At 73.4% G+C, this 14,775-nt stretch carries 16 protein-coding genes; 3 read left to right on the forward strand and 13 right to left on the reverse strand.

Annotated elements, in window-relative coordinates:
- Positions 1-351 precede the first annotated feature (351 nt).
- On the reverse strand, positions 352-1,695 hold the full coding sequence (locus ACEPPI_RS07150; protein WP_373914392.1) for a hypothetical protein: 1,344 nt from the start codon (positions 1,693-1,695) through the stop codon (positions 352-354).
- A gap of 204 nt (positions 1,696-1,899) precedes the next feature.
- On the opposite strand from ACEPPI_RS07150, the gene ACEPPI_RS07155 reads away from it, so the two are divergent.
- Complete coding sequence (locus tag ACEPPI_RS07155) at positions 1,900-2,160, forward strand: hypothetical protein (RefSeq protein ID WP_373914393.1); 261 nt, start codon at positions 1,900-1,902, stop codon at positions 2,158-2,160.
- A gap of 634 nt (positions 2,161-2,794) precedes the next feature.
- On the opposite strand, the gene ACEPPI_RS07160 is transcribed toward ACEPPI_RS07155, so the two are convergent.
- Positions 2,795-3,685: a polysaccharide deacetylase family protein gene (locus tag ACEPPI_RS07160; protein ID WP_373914394.1), complete on the reverse strand. Its 891-nt coding sequence runs from the start codon at positions 3,683-3,685 to the stop codon at positions 2,795-2,797.
- Complete coding sequence (locus tag ACEPPI_RS07165) at positions 3,685-4,626, reverse strand: polysaccharide deacetylase family protein (protein ID WP_373914395.1); 942 nt, start codon at positions 4,624-4,626, stop codon at positions 3,685-3,687. The genes ACEPPI_RS07160 and ACEPPI_RS07165 overlap by 1 nt, the downstream gene beginning before the upstream one ends.
- Before the next feature lie 72 nt (positions 4,627-4,698).
- Between ACEPPI_RS07165 and ACEPPI_RS07170 the strand changes: the two genes are divergently transcribed.
- Entirely contained in the window at positions 4,699-5,901 is a 1,203-nt protein-coding gene (locus tag ACEPPI_RS07170) for a methyltransferase domain-containing protein (protein ID WP_373914459.1), read from the forward strand.
- A gap of 13 nt (positions 5,902-5,914) precedes the next feature.
- Here ACEPPI_RS07170 and ACEPPI_RS07175 read toward each other — a convergent pair whose 3' ends face one another.
- The 5 genes from ACEPPI_RS07175 to tsaB are packed head-to-tail and all read right to left on the reverse strand — an operon-like array spanning position 5,915 to position 9,248.
- The gene (locus ACEPPI_RS07175; RefSeq protein ID WP_373914396.1) at positions 5,915-6,574 is read right to left on the reverse strand and encodes a hypothetical protein; all 660 of its coding nucleotides are present in this window, start codon (positions 6,572-6,574) and stop codon (positions 5,915-5,917) included.
- Between the two features lie 47 nt (positions 6,575-6,621).
- Positions 6,622-6,894 carry a hypothetical protein gene (locus tag ACEPPI_RS07180; RefSeq protein ID WP_373914397.1) on the reverse strand — a complete coding sequence of 91 codons (273 nt, stop codon included), beginning with the start codon at positions 6,892-6,894 and terminating at the stop codon, positions 6,622-6,624.
- Positions 6,891-8,060 carry a tRNA (adenosine(37)-N6)-threonylcarbamoyltransferase complex transferase subunit TsaD gene (tsaD, locus tag ACEPPI_RS07185; RefSeq protein ID WP_373914398.1) on the reverse strand — a complete coding sequence of 390 codons (1,170 nt, stop codon included), beginning with the start codon at positions 8,058-8,060 and terminating at the stop codon, positions 6,891-6,893. Before tsaD ends, ACEPPI_RS07180 begins: the two co-directional genes overlap by 4 nt.
- Positions 8,053-8,589 (reverse strand): ribosomal protein S18-alanine N-acetyltransferase, encoded by a 537-nt coding sequence (gene rimI, locus ACEPPI_RS07190; RefSeq protein WP_373914399.1) that lies wholly within the window; start codon positions 8,587-8,589, stop codon positions 8,053-8,055. Before rimI ends, tsaD begins: the two co-directional genes overlap by 8 nt.
- Positions 8,586-9,248 carry a tRNA (adenosine(37)-N6)-threonylcarbamoyltransferase complex dimerization subunit type 1 TsaB gene (tsaB, locus tag ACEPPI_RS07195; RefSeq protein ID WP_373914400.1) on the reverse strand — a complete coding sequence of 221 codons (663 nt, stop codon included), beginning with the start codon at positions 9,246-9,248 and terminating at the stop codon, positions 8,586-8,588. Before tsaB ends, rimI begins: the two co-directional genes overlap by 4 nt.
- Positions 9,249-9,382: 134 nt before the next feature.
- Here tsaB and ACEPPI_RS07200 point away from each other — a divergent pair, with 134 nt between their 5' ends.
- The gene (locus ACEPPI_RS07200; protein ID WP_373914402.1) at positions 9,383-9,940 is read left to right on the forward strand and encodes a hypothetical protein; all 558 of its coding nucleotides are present in this window, start codon (positions 9,383-9,385) and stop codon (positions 9,938-9,940) included.
- A gap of 61 nt (positions 9,941-10,001) precedes the next feature.
- On the opposite strand, the gene ACEPPI_RS07205 is transcribed toward ACEPPI_RS07200, so the two are convergent.
- From ACEPPI_RS07205 to ACEPPI_RS07225, 5 genes are all read right to left on the reverse strand, one after another.
- The gene (locus ACEPPI_RS07205) at positions 10,002-10,187 is read right to left on the reverse strand and encodes a hypothetical protein (RefSeq protein ID WP_373914403.1); all 186 of its coding nucleotides are present in this window, start codon (positions 10,185-10,187) and stop codon (positions 10,002-10,004) included.
- A 196-nt stretch (positions 10,188-10,383) separates the two neighbouring features.
- Positions 10,384-10,953 carry a tRNA (adenosine(37)-N6)-threonylcarbamoyltransferase complex ATPase subunit type 1 TsaE gene (tsaE, locus tag ACEPPI_RS07210; protein WP_373914404.1) on the reverse strand — a complete coding sequence of 190 codons (570 nt, stop codon included), beginning with the start codon at positions 10,951-10,953 and terminating at the stop codon, positions 10,384-10,386.
- Positions 10,910-12,091, reverse strand: coding sequence for an alpha/beta fold hydrolase (locus ACEPPI_RS07215; RefSeq protein WP_373914405.1), 1,182 nt, complete (start codon positions 12,089-12,091; stop codon positions 10,910-10,912). The genes tsaE and ACEPPI_RS07215 overlap by 44 nt, the downstream gene beginning before the upstream one ends.
- A 17-nt stretch (positions 12,092-12,108) precedes the next feature.
- Entirely contained in the window at positions 12,109-13,245 is a 1,137-nt protein-coding gene (gene alr / locus ACEPPI_RS07220) for an alanine racemase (protein WP_373914406.1), read from the reverse strand.
- An 89-nt stretch (positions 13,246-13,334) separates the two neighbouring features.
- Positions 13,335-14,732, reverse strand: a complete 1,398-nt coding sequence (locus ACEPPI_RS07225; RefSeq protein ID WP_373914407.1) for an NAD(P)H-hydrate dehydratase — start codon at positions 14,730-14,732, stop codon at positions 13,335-13,337.
- Positions 14,733-14,775 lie beyond the last annotated feature (43 nt).

The following is a 14,775-nucleotide window of genomic DNA, read 5'->3' on the forward strand; positions in this document are numbered from 1 at the left end:
GACTAGCTCGAACGGCAGGTACCGCGTCAACTCACCCAGATGGCCCGGCGCGAAGACACCCCCAGCGACAGTGAGGGAACGGGAAACAGTGACAGACTGACAGCGCAACGGAACCCCGTGTTCAGGGATGTCTTGGCGGACTTCCCCGATCTACAAGAGGTCCCGTTGCGCTGTCTCACGACACGCCGCACCCCAAACCGCGCGCCCCGCCACCACACCGCTTAACTACGCGGCATTGCATCGCGATGGCCTTCGGCCACCCTTGACCGACCGGCCCGCCACGGAATGCCAAAGACTGTCGGGAAGCCCCCAAAGGAACGGTCACGGGGGACGAGACGAGGGTGGGGTGTGTCAGCCCTTGAGCGTGCCGACGAGCTGAGCGCGTTCGCGTAGGTCGCGGACCGCGCGGACGGTGTTGTAAGAGCGGAGCCGCAGGTTCATTACCTCGAAGTGTTCGTCACCGCGCGCCGAGGACAGCACCTCGTACTCGTCCAGGAAACGGCCCCACGACTCGCACGCGGCCTCCACGTGGCCGATCGACAGCTGCCGCTGGGCGAGGAGCCCGTAGGCATGGAGACGGCCCTGCCGCTCGTTCGCGGGCTGCACCCGGATCGATTCGCGCAGTGTCCGGACCGACCCCGGCACGTCCTTCGTCTCGTTCTGCACATGGGCCACGTGGAAGAGGTACGCGGTCCGGTCGTAGCCGCCGACCGACTCCCTGCGGTCGTCGGCCCGGGCCAGCGCGTCCTCCGCCTCCCGGAGCCGGGCGAAGGCCTGGCGTTTGTCACCCACCATCGCCGCTCCGTGCGCCTGCTGTCCCCGCAGGAAGGCGACGAGCCGCGGGCCGGCGACGGGTGCCGCTTCGGCAGCCGAATCGGCGAGTTCGAGGGCACGTCGGCCGTACCCCAGATTGGAGGCCTGGAGGGACATGCCGCGCAGGGTGCGGCAGTACGTGACGTGCTCCTCCGCCTCCCCCGCGAGCTTGAGGGCGGACACGTAGTAGTCCTGCCCGAGGCGGTGCTGTCGCTCGTACATCGCCATCCATCCCGTGAGGTACACGAGGTCGGAGGCGGCTGCCAGCATGCTCCGCCGTACCGGGGCGGCCGCTTCGGCCTTCAGCCACGGTCCGACGGTGTTCACGAGGAAGGCCGCCGCCATCGGCCGGGCGTGACCGGCGCCCAGCTCGTCGAGGATGTCCGCGATCCGGTCCGTCATCACCTCCACCGCGGCCACCTGTGCCTGCCCCACCCGGGTCGTCGCCTTGCCCGGCCTTATCGGCTCAGGGCTGTCCGCCCGGGCCAGGTTCGGGAACAGGGGGATGGCGAGTGCCGCGGAGAAGACGCCTGCGGCGATCACACGACGTCGCGATGGATCCATGTCGGCCCTTCCGAGGTCTACGAGGTCCCGCACCGTGTCCGCGCCCGCCGATCCGTCCGGCGGCGCGAGACCGGCTTCGGCATAGGTGACCGGCCGCGCGAGTTTCCGCTCGAACGCCTCGATGATCAGCGCCCTGACCTGCGGCCGAGGCTGGTGGCCCGCCACCCACTGGGAGACGGCGGGCTGCCCGTATGTGAGAGCGAATCCGGCCTCGGCCCCGATGCGATTGATGATCGAGGCGAACTGGTTTCTTGACCATCCGGCCTGTTCAAGGAGCTTCGACAGGCCGGTGTTTGGTGTGCGTGAGCGTTGCGCCATGAGCAACTCCCGACAGGTGCATGGCTTGCATGCTTCTCCGAGTCCCCAACGGTACTCGCGAAGGGGGTGCGCGCGGTTACCTCTTCACACCAAGCAGTGACCGAGCGGAAGTTGGCCGACTGCCGCCGACTCAGGGAGTACCCATGACCAGCCGGACCATCCACCGCTACGCCCATGGCGTCGGCACCCTTGAGGAGCCCTCCGATGGCTGAGGGGTACGGATACCTGTCCCATCGGCTCCTGGGCCGCCGTGTTCGCGACATCGCGTCCGGTACCGAGGGTGAGCTGATGGCCGTGGTCAACGAGAACGTCTCGGACAGCGGAGCCGAGCGATGGGTGCACCTCGCCTACGTCCGCGACCCGTCCGGCCTGGAATTCACCACCGCAGTGGGCAACATCGTGCCCGCCGGATACATCGACCTCCTGGAAGGTTCCATGCCCCGACGGCACCGCCTCCCGGAGTGACGAGTGGGGGCCAGCCAGACCGGTGTCACGATCAGCCCAGGACGGGTCGCAGGCGCTGATACGTGGGGAGTGCGTAGCGATCTGGTGCGGCTGGGTGCGCCGCAGGGCGCTCTGGTCGCCGTTCCGTGCGGGTAAGCCGCTCCCGGCGCGGAAAGAGCGAGGAGCGGGCCCGTCTCTCGGGTGTGCCCTGCGGGAGGGGTCGAGGGTCGCTGATGCGGCCGTTCCTGTTGCTCGTCCCCAGCGATCGTTCCTTTGGGGGCTTCCCGACAGTCTTTGGCATTCCGTGGCGGGCCGGTCGGTCAAGGGTGGCCGAAGGCCATCGCGAAGCGACGCGACGAAGGAGCGCCCCTGAGGGACCGGCACGACGCGGAAGGACAGTGAGACTGGCGGGAAGCCCCCGGCCCTGCTCTGATCCGGGCCGACCGGGTCCCGCACCCCCCGGGACCCCTGCCGGGTCCCTGCTCCACCCCGGGTGAGGGGCCAGCCGGCTGCCGTTCGCCCCTGTGGTCCCGCCGTCGGCGCGAGCGCGGGCGCCACCGCCCCGCGCCGGGAGGCGGGTGGGCAGGCGCCGGGGCGGTGGAGGGGTCGAGGCGCGAGGGCCGAGGAGCGAGGGGGAAAAGCAGCCCGGGGCCCGTTATACGTAGTCCTCCAGGCGGGCGATCTTGTAGCCCTGCTGCTGGATGTGCTGGAGCATGCGCGTCGTCATCTGGGTTTCCGTCGTGCCCTTGAGTTCCGACGGGCCGCGGAAGTGGGCCAGGATGATGTCGCCCGGCTTGAAGGCGGAGCCTTCGCTGTACTGGAAGTCGTTGATCTGCATCGACTCACGCCACAGGAAGACCGAGGAGATCCCGCACTCGGAGGCTGCCTTGAGGGTGTCGTCGTTGTAGTTGCCGTACGGCGGCCGGAAGGCCGTCGGGCGCTTGCCGAAGCGCTTCTCCAGGCGGTCCTGCTGCCCGCAGATCTCCTTCTTCTGCGCCGCGAAGGGCAGCGTGCGCAGGTTCGGGTGCGTCAGCGTGTGGTTGTTGATCGTGCTGCCCGAGCCGTTGTCGCGGAGCTTCTCGAAGTACGAGTAGTCCGCCGACGCGATGTTGTCGGTCAGGAACATGCTCATCGGCAGCTTCAGGTCGGCCGCCATCTTCAGGAACTCGGGGTCCTTCTCGGCGCCGTCGTCGAAGGTCAGGAAGACGACCTTGTCCGTCGCGGGGACGGGTATTCGGTCCAGGACGACCGGCTTCCCCGGTGCGGCCTTGGGGAGTTGGGGCTTCTGCGCGGGCCTGGGGGCGTACTGGAGGGGGGCGGTCAGACCCCACTTCTTGTACGCCTCGTCCGCCGGCGTCCCCGCCGAGGCGGAGGCCCCGGGGGCCGCGGAGGGCCGCGCCGACGGGGAGGCCGAGGCCTTCCCCGTCTCCGTCGCGGTCTTGCGGCCCAGTCTCTCGATGGGATCCACGCTGTTCCCGCACCCCGTCAGGGACAGCGCGAGCGCGCCGGCCGTCAGCGTCCCGGCTACCAACCGGCGCGCGTACATCAAAGGTAATCCTCCAGGCGAGCCACGGCGTACCCCTTGTCCGTGACGGTCTTCATGACATGACGGATCATGTCAGGCATCGTGCCCTTCCAGTCCTCCCGGCCCCGGAAATGGGACAGGATGATGTCCCCGGGGTGGAGGTCCCGGTCCCATTCGCGGTAGTCCATCCGGTTCACGAAGGCTTCCGCGTTCCACAGCGGTACCGCCTTGATGCCGCAGGACTTGGCCGCGCGCAGGGTGTCCTGGTTGTAGTTGCCGTACGGCGGCCGGAAGAGGGTCGGGCGCTTGCCGAACTGCTTCTGGATGGTGTCCTGTTGGCCGCAGATCTCCTCGCGCTGCTTCTCGTAGGAGAGCGCGGGCATGTAGCGGTGGTTCAGCGTGTGGTTGTTCAGGGTGACGCCCGCGTCCTGCATCCCCTTGAAGTACGCGTAGTTGTCGCGGACGAGGTAGTCACTGAGGAACGCCGTGTACGGGATCTTCAGTTCCTGCATCATCTTGACGAACTCGGGGTCCTTCTCCGCGCCGTCGTCGATGGTCAGGAAGACGACCTTGTCCTCTGTCGGGACGGTGGTGAAGACCGGCGGGAATTCGTCCTGGTCCTCGACCTCGAAACCCTCGCGCGTGGTGATCTCGTGCTTCACCTTCGGCGCGGGCGGGGCCAGCAGCGGCGTCTTGAGGAGGCCCCACTTCTTCGCGGCGGCGACCCGGGCCTGCTGGGCGGCCTTGAGCTGCTCCGCGGAGTTGGCGAGGGCGCCCGCCGCTCCGGGGCCCGCTTCGCCGGCCTTGGTCTTGGCCGGCGCCGGCCGGTCCGCGGCCCCGCAGCCCGTGCCCAGGGCGGCGACGAGCAGCGCGGCCAGTGCCACCCCGTACCGGCCGCGCGGGCGGGCCGCGGACCGGTGACCATACTGCGCAGTATTTCCCTTTTGTCGTACTAGCTGCATAGCAGCGGATCCTTACACCGCCCACCGCCCCCCGGCAGCCGACACCACGGCCGGAAGCCGCCCTTCCCCCGGCTGGCCGACAATGGGACGGTGACCCCCGAAGATTTCGCCGCACTGCTCACCCCCGAGGGCCGCGTGCTCCTCGACTCCCTCCGCGACTACGACCCCGGCCAGGAGCTCGCCGTCGCCACCCGGCTGCGCCGCGAGCACCCCGCCCCGCTGGTGTCGGCGGCGCTCGGGCAGGCCCGTCTGCGGCAGCGGGCGGTGGCGAAGTTCGGGGCCGAGGACGCGTTCCGGATGTACTTCACACCCGGCGGCGGCGAGATGGCCACCCGCGCGTCGGTGGCCTCGTACCGCGCCGGGCGGCTCGCGGCGCTGGGCGTACGGAGCGTCGCGGACCTGTGCTGCGGGATCGGCGGGGACGCCCTGGCGCTGGCCCGGCTCGGGATCCGGGTGCTGGCGGTGGACCTCGACCCGCTGACGGTGGCCGTCGCGCGGGCCAACGCCGAGGCGCTGGGGCTGGCGGACCTGATCGAGGTGCGCGAGGCGGACGTGACGGAGGTGGACGTGTCCTCGTACGAGGCCGTCTTCATCGACCCGGCCCGGCGCGGCGGGCGCGGCCGGATCTTCGACCCGGAGTCGTACTCGCCCCCGCTGTCCTGGGCCGTGGAGACCGCCCGGGGCGCGAAGCACGCCGCCATCAAGATCGCCCCCGGGATCCCGCACGAGGCGGTTCCGGCGGAGGCCGAGGCCGAGTGGATCTCCGACCACGGGGACGTGAAGGAGGCCGTGCTGTGGTTCGGCACCGCCCCGGGCACGGTCCGCGCCACCCTGCTGCCCGGGCCCCGCGAGCTGCTGACCGCCGATCCGCTGCCGGATCCGCAGGCGGGCCCGGTGGGCCGCTACCTCTACGAGCCCGACGGGGCCGTGATCCGCGCGCACCTCGTCGCCGAGGTGGCCGCGGAGCTGGACGGCCGGCTCATCGACCCGACCATCGCCTACGTCACCGCCGACGAGCTGCGTCCGACGCCGTACGCGACCGCGTACGAGATCACGGACGTGCTGCCCTTCGGGCTGAAGAAGCTGAAGGCGCTGCTGCGCGAGCGCGAGGTCGGGATCCTGACGGTGAAGAAGCGCGGCTCGGCCATCGAGCCGGAGGAGCTCCGCAAGAAGGTGAAGCCCCAGGGGCCGAACGCGGCCACGGTCTTCCTCACCCGGGTGGGCGGCGCCCCGTCGATGCTGATCGGATCGCCGGCCGGCCAAGGGACGGCCTGAGACCGCCGCGGTACTAACCCGCCACGTCCGACAGGACCGGCCTGCGCCGGGCCGCCGCCGGGGCGGGGCGGCCGGCGCGGGCCGCCCAGCGGCGGTGGGTGACCGCCTTGGCCGCGCCCAGCAGCCCGGTGATCCACAGGATCATGCCGAGCCCCACGAAGCCGACGACCTCCCCGTACGCCATCGCGCCGGGCCGCGCCCCGGCCGCCGCCGCGAAGGCGGTCCAGAGCCCGCAGGCGCCCAGGGTCAGGGAGGCGGCCAGCCACACCAGGCTCCGTACCGGCGCCCGCAGCGCGGGGTCGACGACGGGCTCACGGCCGGCCTCGATCCAGCCGCACAGCAGCTCGTGCTCGCGCCGCTCCCGCCGGGCACCCCGTGCGAGCCAGATCCCGGCGGGCACCAGCACGCCCACCGCGGTCGCGGTGAAGACGGCCCCGAACAGGGACTCCACGAGGTCGGCGGCCTCGAAGGAGGTCACGGCCAGGCCGACGAAGGCCCAGCCGAGCGCGAAGGCCGCCGCCACCGCCCAGAGCAGGGCCAGCCGCCCCAGGCCCAGGCCGCGCCGGCTCAGGTCGGCGAGGAAGCGCGCGCGGTCGGACCGTACGACGGTCTCGTCCAGCCACTCGCGCAGGTGCGCGGGGGGCGGCGGGGGCGGGAGCTCACGGCTAGGCATGCGCACGACCGTAGACCCGGCCGCTCCAGCCCCGCTCGACGCCCGCCTCAGCCGTCGCTGACCTCGACCGACTCGAAGCGCCAGCGGTGCACGGCCCGGGTGATCAGGTCCGCGGCCGGCTCGGGCAGCTCGGGCAGCTCCGCCGCGACCCCCTCGGGGGCCTCCCACCAGGTGATGACGAGGACCCGGTCCTGGGGGGCCCGCAGGATCTCGCGGCGCACCGGTTCCCGGGCCAGGACCTGGGCGCGGGCCCACTCCAGCAGCTCGTTGCCGCGGCCGTCGGCGGCCCGGGCCTCCCACATCAGGGCGACGGTGCTCACGAGTACAGGTTGTCCTTGCTCAGCTCGTGCACGTGGTCGTGATCGTGGCTGTGGCCGTGGCCGTGGCCGTGGCCGTGGCCGTCGCCGTGAGCGTGGCCGCCGTCGTGCTCGTGCTCGTGGGACGTCCCCGGCACGTGCGGGTCCGTCACCGGCAGCGAGGAGTCGGCGGACAGGTCCCAGTCGGAGGCCGGCCGGTTCCGCCTGACCATCTCGGCACCCAGCGCAGCGACCATCGCGCCGTTGTCCGTGCACAGCTTCGGCCGCGGCACCCGCAGGATGATCCCGGCGTCGTCGCAGCGTTCCTGGGCGAGCGAGCGCAGCCGCGAGTTGGCGGCCACGCCGCCGCCGATCATCAGGTGGTCCACGCCCTCGTCCTTGCACGCGCGGATCGCCTTGCGCGTCAGCACGTCCACCACGGCCTCCTGGAAGGACGCCGCGACATCGCGCACCGGGACCTCCTCGCCCGCCTTGCGCTTGGCCTCGATCCAGCGGGCCACCGCCGTCTTGAGGCCGGAGAAGGAGAAGTCGTACGCCGCGTCGCGCGGCCCCGTCAGCCCGCGCGGGAAGTTGATCGCCTTGGGGTCGCCCTCGCGCGCGAGCCGGTCGATGACCGGACCGCCGGGGAAGCCCAGCTGGAGCACCCGGGCGATCTTGTCGAAGGCCTCGCCCGCCGCGTCGTCGATGGTCGCGCCGAGCGGCCGGACGTCGCTGGTGATGTCAGGGGCGAGCAGCAGCGAGGAGTGCCCGCCGGACACGAGCAGGGCCATGGTCGGCTCCGGCAGCGGCCCGTGTTCCAGCTGGTCGACGCAGATGTGCGAGGCCAGGTGGTTGACCCCGTAGAGCGGCTTGCCCAGCGCGTACGCGTACGCCTTCGCCGCCGAGACGCCCACCAGCAGTGCCCCCGCGAGGCCCGGACCGGCCGTGACGGCGATGCCGTCGAGGTCGCGGGCGCTGACCCCGGCCTCCTTCAGAGCACGTTCGATGGTCGGGACCATCGCCTCCAGGTGGGCCCGGGAGGCCACCTCGGGCACGACCCCGCCGAAGCGGGCGTGCTCGTCGACGCTCGACGCGATCGCGTCCGCGAGCAGGGTGGTGCCACGGACGACGCCGACGCCGGTCTCGTCGCAAGAGGTCTCGATGCCGAGGACGAGCGGTTCGTCAGCCATGGGTCTCACTGCTCTCAGGGTGTTCGGGTTGCTCAGGGTCGGTCTTCGTCTGTGCGGGGTCGGTCAGGCGCATCACGAGCGCGTCGACGTTTCCCGGCTGGTAGTAGCCGCGCCGGAAACCGATCGGCTCGAAGCCGAAGCGTTCGTAGAGCCGCTGGGCGCGGGTGTTGTCCACCCGGACCTCCAGCAGCACCTCGGCGCACTCGAAGTCGGTCGCGGCGCGCAGCAGTTCGGTCAGCAGCCGGGCACCGAGCCCGGTGCCCCACTGGTCGCGGGCGGCCGCGATGGTCTGTACGTCGCCCAGGTCACCGGCTGACGCGAGCCCCGCGTAGCCGACGACGCGGCCGTCGGCGGGATCTTCCGCGACGATGTAGCGGTGGGTGGCCCGCGGTCCGCGCGCGTGGGTGAGCTCGGACCAGAACATCCCGGCGGACCAGGCGTCGTCGGGGAACAGCTCGTGCTCCAGCTCCAGCACCGGCTCGATGTCCCACCAGCGCATTTCCCGGAGCACCGCGGTCACGGCCGTCACTGCGGGGTGACCACCTTGTAGTTCTTGGGGACCTGCGCGTCGGGCCGGCGCAGGTAGAGGGGCGTCGGCGGCAGGAACGTCCCGCCCTGCGCGAGCCGCTCCGCCGCGAGGCCCGCCAGGGCCGCCGCCGACTGGTGCACGGGGCCGCGGGCGTCGGTGAACACCTCGGGGTAGAGCTGGGCGCCCTGGCCGACGGCCGCGAGGCCCGCCACGCGCTCGGCGATGTCGGCGGGGCGGTCCACGGCGGGCTCGCCGGTCCGGGTGCGCGGGTCCTCGTAGCGCGCCCAGTAGACCTCCTTGCGCCGCGCGTCGGTGGCGACGGTGAAGGGGCCTTCGACCCCGGCGGCGCCGGCGGCGTAGGCGAGCCCGTCGAGGGTGCACAGGCCGTGCACGGGGACGCCGAGGACGGAGGCGAAGGTGGAGGCGGTGACCAGGCCGACGCGCAGTCCCGTGTAGGGGCCGGGGCCGACGCCGACGACGATGCCGGTGACGGCTTCGAGCTTCACCCCGGCCTCGGCGAGGACCGCGTCGACGGAGGGCAGCAGGAGCTCCCCGTGGCGGCGGGCGTCGACCTGGTTCGACTCGGCGAGGACGGCCTCCCCGTCGTGCAGGGCGACGGTGACGGCGGGCGTGGCGGTATCTACGGCAAGCAAGAGCACGCGAACAGCCTACGACTCCCGGGCCCCGGGGCCTTGCAGCCGGTCACGGCGGAGCCCGGCTGCTACCTTTCGACCGGGGATACGACCGGGGGCCCACCCGGGTCGACGGCGCAGGCGCAAAGAGGTGGAGCAAGGTGGCACGCAGCAGCTCGGGAATCGTGGCCGGGCTCACCATCGCGGCGATCGCCGCGATCGGCTTCCTCGGCTGGCAGGCCTCGGCGACCGCGCCCGCGCACCCCGCGAAGACGGCTCCCAAGGCTCCGGCCGTGCAGCAGGACCAGCCCCCGGCCAAGCAGGACGCGGCGAAGCCCGCCGCGCTGCCCGCCGATTCCGGCACCGGGATGCGGGTCGTGTACTCGGTGTCCCAGAAGCGGGTGTGGCTGGTCGCGGAGGACGGCCGGGAGCCCAGGTCCTTCGTGGTGACGCCGAGCACGGTGCACCCGGCGCCCGGCAGTTACGCGGTCGGCTCGCGCTCGGGCACGGTCACGGGTACGGACGGGGTGCCGATCGAGCACGTCGTCCGGTTCGCCAGCACGGACGGCATCGCGATCGGCTTCAGTGCGCGCGTGGACGGCTCGATGCCGACGCCGGACCCCGCGAAGAAGACGGGCGGCATCCGGATGACCCGCGCCGACGGTGACGCGATGTGGGCGTTCGCGACGATCAGTTCGAAGGTCGTCGTCGTCCCCTGACGCCGCGCGCCGCGCACCACGCCCCGCCGACCCCGCCTCGGGATTCACCCGAACGGGGTACTCAGGCCGCTTCCGACTCCGGGGCGGCCTGTTGTGCGTGCGGGTCGGTGGGGGCCGCACCGCCCTGCGGTGCGGGGGCCCGGTCCGCCCTCCCGGGCGGCGTCGAGACCGCCGTGGCGGCCGCGCCCGCCGCGAGCAGGTCCCGCATGGACACGACGGGCGCTCGCTCTGCTCCTGCTGCCGACATGGCTGCCTCCTGAGACCCCGGGACGCTGTACTTAGGTAGACCTAACCAGCGCTCGGTACCATGTCATCACGCGGCCCCACACCTGCGCAATATCTTCCCGACGGCCTGTCGGTACGTTGTGGGCGCGCCACCCGCCCGCGAGCGGCGCGCGGGAGGGCGTGCGGAGCGGGCGGGGGGGGGGCGTACGGCGACGCGCCTACCGTCCCGCCGCCCCGGCCCCGGTGAGTTCCGCGAGCTCCGCGCCGGACCAGCGCGCGCCGACGCCGCGCAGCACGACCTCGCGCACGTCGTCCAGGACCTCCTCGTGGCCCACGGCCCGGCCGATCACCACGTGCAGCCGGTCGTCGGAGAGCTCCTCCACCTTGCCGTCGCCCCACTCCACGACGACCACGGACTCGGGCAGCGAGACGTCGAGGTCCAGGTCCTCCATCTCGTCCAGCCCGCCGCCGAGGCGGTACGCGTCCACGTGCACCAGCGGCGGCCCGTCACCCAGGGACGGGTGCACCCGGGCGATCACGAAGGTCGGCGAGGTCACGGCCCCGCGCACGCCCAGCCCCTCCCCCAGGCCCCGGGTCAGGGTGGTCTTGCCCGCGCCGAGTTCCCCGGTCAGCAGGACGAGGTCGCCGGGGCGCAGCAGCCCCGCGATCCGGCGGCCCAGCTCCTGCATGGAGGCGGGCGAGTCGACGGTGACGATGGTTTCGGCGGCGGCCTCGGCCAGGGCCTCAGCTGCCGGGCTGCGCGGTGCTTCCCGCGGTACTTCTTCCATGCGCCCCAACGTTAGTCGGTGCGGGGACGGCTCCGGTGCGCGCCAGGAGGTCGGTCAGCAGCCCGGTCACGATGTCCGGGCGTTCCAGCATCATCAGGTGCCCGGTGTTCTCCAGCACGACCAGGTCGGCCGCGGGCAGCGACTCTTTGATGGACACGCTGTGCTCGGCCGGGATGATCATGTCCCGGTCCCCGGCGATGACGGTGACGGGGATGTCCGCGAACCGCTGGAGGGCGGCGGTCTTGTCGTGGGCCTGGAAGGCCGGGTAGAACTCGGCGACCACGTCGATCGGGGTCGCCTCGATCAGCCGCTCGGCGAAGCGGGCCACGCCCGGATCCACGTCCCGCGAGCCGAACGAGTACATCTTGATCATCCCGGCGAAGAGGTCGGCGGTGGCCCCGCGGGCCTTCTCCACCAGCTCCACCTGGGAGCCGAGTGCCCTGAGCACGCCGGGCAGGATCCGGCGCACCGCGCCCTGTCCCACGGAGGGCAGCCCGTACGTCACCTGGTCGAGCCGCCCGCTGGAGGTGCCCACCAGGGCCACCCCGAGCACCCGGTCGCGCACCAGTTCCGGGAACTGTTCGGCCAGGGCCATGACGGTCATCCCGCCCATGGAGTGGCCGACGAGGACCAGCGGTCCCTCGGGCGCGGTGGCGTCGATGACGGCCTTGAGGTCGCGGCCGAGCTGGTCGATGGTCACCGGCTCGCCGTCGGCCTGGGCCAGGCCCCGGGCGCTGCGGCCGTGGCTGCGCTGGTCCCAGTAGACGGCCCGGACGACTCCGCGCAGCGCGGCGCGCTGGAAGTGCCAGGAGTCCTGGCCGAGGCAGTAGCCGTGGCAGAAGACGACGGTGGTCCCGGCGGCGGGCGACGAGCGGCGCAGGCGGCGCTTCTTGCCCGGGGGCGCGGGCGGCAGCTCGTCGGTCTCGTAGTAGAGCTCGGTGCCGTCCTCGGCCCGGCAGCCGCCCTCGGTACCGCGCAGGGAGCCGTAGTCCCCGGCGGCGTCGAGCGCCAGGCGGGCCTTCATGCGGATGCCGCGTCCCACGGTGATCCTTTCGACCGCGACACCGGCCGCGGCGCCCGCCGCTATGACACCGATGGCGGCGCCGGCCCAGCCGGCCTTGCGCCAGTTTTCGCTCACGACGTCGCCGTCCTCACTCAGCCGCCCAGGTACACCCGGGGCACCCGACCTCCGATACGGGTGACGATCTCATACGCGATCGTGTGTGCCGCTTGAGCCCAGTCCTCGGCGGTGGGTTCGCCGCGTTCCGCGTCGCCGAAGACGACGGCCTCGTCGCCGACCTCCGCGAGGTCCTCGCCGAGGTCGACGACGAACTGGTCCATGGCGATCCGGCCCGCGGCCCGGCGGACCTTGCCGCCGACGAGCACCGGTCCGCGGCCGGAGGCGCTGCGCGGCAGGCCGTCCGCGTAACCGGCGGGGACCAGCGCGAGGTGGGTCTCGGACCCGGTGAGGTAGTGGTGGCCGTAGCTCACGCCGTGCCCGGCGGGAACGGACTTGACCAGGGCGAGCGAGGCCTTGAGGCGCATGGCGGGGCGCAGGCCGAGCTGGGCGGGGGTGCCGAGCTCGGGGGCGGGCGAGACGCCGTAGACGGCCAGGCCGGTACGGACGAGGTCGTAGTGGCTCTCGGGAAGGGTGAGGGTCGCGGGCGAGTTGGCGATGTGCCGGACCTCGGGGTCGACCCCCTCCTTCTCCGCGTAGGCGAGCATGTCGCGGAAGGCGTCGAGCTGCAGCCGGATGGAGGGGTGGCCGGGCTCGTCGGCGCAGGCGAAGTGCGACCAGACGCCGGTGACCTGGACGGTTCCCTCCGCCTGCGCGGCGACGGCCGCGCCGACGAGCTCCGCCCAGTCGGCGGGCTGGCAGCCGTTGCGGCCGAGGCCGGTGTCGGCCTTGAGCTGGATCCGGGCGGTGCGGCCGGCCGCGCGGGCGGCCTCCCGCACCTCGTCCAGGGCCCACATTCCGCTGACCGACACGTCGACGTCGGCCTCGACGGCCTCCCGCCAGGGCCCGCCGGGGGTCCAGAGCCAGCACATGACGCGCCCCTCGATGCCGGCGGCGCGCAGGGCGAGCGCCTCCTCGGGGGTGGCGGTACCGAGCCAGGTGGCGCCGGCCTCCTGGGCGGCACGGGCGCAGGGGACGGCACCGTGCCCGTAGGCGTTCGCCTTGACGACGGCCATGAGCTGGGCCCGGGGCGCCCGCGCGCGCAGGGCGCGCACGTTCTCCCGTACTGCGTCAAGATCGATCTCGGCGTACACGCGCGTCGGTGTCTCGTTCATCGCCCACAGTCTCTCAGAACCCCCGCCCCGCCCCGTCTCTACCCGCCCGGCCGCGCCGGACCGGCCCCGGCCGGACCGGGTTCCCGGGGTCAGGACGTGACGTCGCGCCACGCCGCCGGGAGGGCGGCGGCCACCTCCTGCGCCACCGCCGGCGCCCCGTCGGCGGCCAGCCTCCCGGCCAGCCCGTGGAGGTACGCCGCCACCGACCCGGCGTCGGCCCCCGACAGCCCGCCCGCCAGCAGCGCCCCGGCCAGCCCGGACAGCACGTCCCCGCTCCCGGCGGTGGCCAGCCACGGGGTCCCGGTCGGGTTCACCCGGACCGGACCGGCCCCGGCGGGGGCGACCAGCGTCGTCGACCCCTTCAGCAGCACGGCCGCCCCGTACCGCCCCGCCAGCTCCCGCGCGGCGGCCAGCCGCCCGGCCTCCACCGACTCCCTCGGCACCCCCAGGAGCGCCGCCGCCTCCCCCGCGTGCGGGGTCAGCAGGGTCGCGGCCCGGCGCCCCCGCACCACGTCGGGGTCCAGTCCCCGCAGCCCGTCCGCGTCCACCAGCACCGGCACGTCCCGGTCGGCCAGCGCCCGCGCCACCTCCGCGGTCCGCCCGGCCCCGATCCCCGGCCCGACCACCCAGGCCTGTACCCGGCCCCGCCCGACCAGCACCTCCGGGTGGCGCGCGAGCACGGCGTCCGCCGCCGGCCCCACGTACCGCACCGCGCCCGCACCGCCCCGCAGCGCCCCCGCGACGGCCAGTACCGCCGCGCCCGGGTACTGCTCCGACCCGGCGACGACCCCGACCACGCCCCGCCGGTACTTGTCGCTGGACGCCGTCGGCACCGGCAGCAGCCGCGCCACGTCGGCGTGCTGGAGGGCTTCCAGCGCGGGCTCCGCGAGGTCCAGCCCGATGTCGACCAGCCGCACCGCGCCCACCCGCGAGGCCCCGGGGTCGATCAGCAGCCCCGGCTTGTACGCGCCGAAGGTCACCGTCACGTCGGCCGCCACCGCCGCGCCCGTCACCTCCCCGGTGTCCGCGTCGACCCCGCTCGGCAGGTCCACGGCGACCACGAGCGCGCCCGCCGGGATCCGCTCCGCCAGCGCTGCCGCCGCCGGCCGCAGCCCGCCCCGGCCGCCGATCCCGAGCAGCCCGTCCAGGACGAGGTCCGCCCGCTGCGGTACGGACCGCTCGACCCGGCCCCCGGCGGCCCGCAGCGCGGCGAGCCCGCCCGGGTGCATCCGCGCCGGATCCATCGGCACCGCCGTCACCCGGGCCCCGCGCCGCGCCAGCCGCGCACCCGCGTACAGGGCGTCGCCGCCGTTGTCCCCCGGGCCGGCCAGCACCACGACGCGGGAGCCGTACACCCGCCCCAGCAGCCCCGCGCACGCGGCGGCCAGCCCGGCCGCGGCCCGCGCCATCAGGGCGCCTTCCGGCAGCCGGGCCATCAGCTCGCGCTCGGCGGCCCGTACGGTCTCCACGCTGTAAGCAGTACGCATGGCACCAGCGTGCCCGAAGGCCGGGCCCGGGGGCCGCAGCCCG

The sequence above is a fragment of the Streptomyces sp. AB3(2024) genome, from assembly GCF_041862025.1.
GTDB lineage: Bacteria > Actinomycetota > Actinomycetes > Streptomycetales > Streptomycetaceae > Streptomyces.

What these genes read in the sequence shown, in the direction of transcription:
- ACEPPI_RS07150 (WP_373914392.1), bottom strand. Translation starts at nt 1,695, where the DNA reads ATGGCGCAACGCTCACGCACACCAAACACCGGCCTGTCGAAGCTCCTT.
- ACEPPI_RS07155 (WP_373914393.1), top strand. Translation starts at nt 1,900, where the DNA reads ATGGCTGAGGGGTACGGATACCTGTCCCATCGGCTCCTGGGCCGCCGT.
- ACEPPI_RS07160 (WP_373914394.1), bottom strand. Translation starts at nt 3,685, where the DNA reads ATGTACGCGCGCCGGTTGGTAGCCGGGACGCTGACGGCCGGCGCGCTC.
- ACEPPI_RS07165 (WP_373914395.1), bottom strand. Translation starts at nt 4,626, where the DNA reads ATGCAGCTAGTACGACAAAAGGGAAATACTGCGCAGTATGGTCACCGG.
- ACEPPI_RS07175 (WP_373914396.1), bottom strand. Translation starts at nt 6,574, where the DNA reads ATGCCTAGCCGTGAGCTCCCGCCCCCGCCGCCCCCCGCGCACCTGCGC.
- tsaD (WP_373914398.1), bottom strand. Translation starts at nt 8,060, where the DNA reads ATGGCTGACGAACCGCTCGTCCTCGGCATCGAGACCTCTTGCGACGAG.
- ACEPPI_RS07205 (WP_373914403.1), bottom strand. Translation starts at nt 10,187, where the DNA reads ATGTCGGCAGCAGGAGCAGAGCGAGCGCCCGTCGTGTCCATGCGGGAC.
- tsaE (WP_373914404.1), bottom strand. Translation starts at nt 10,953, where the DNA reads ATGGAAGAAGTACCGCGGGAAGCACCGCGCAGCCCGGCAGCTGAGGCC.
- alr (WP_373914406.1), bottom strand. Translation starts at nt 13,245, where the DNA reads ATGAACGAGACACCGACGCGCGTGTACGCCGAGATCGATCTTGACGCA.
- ACEPPI_RS07225 (WP_373914407.1), bottom strand. Translation starts at nt 14,732, where the DNA reads ATGCGTACTGCTTACAGCGTGGAGACCGTACGGGCCGCCGAGCGCGAG.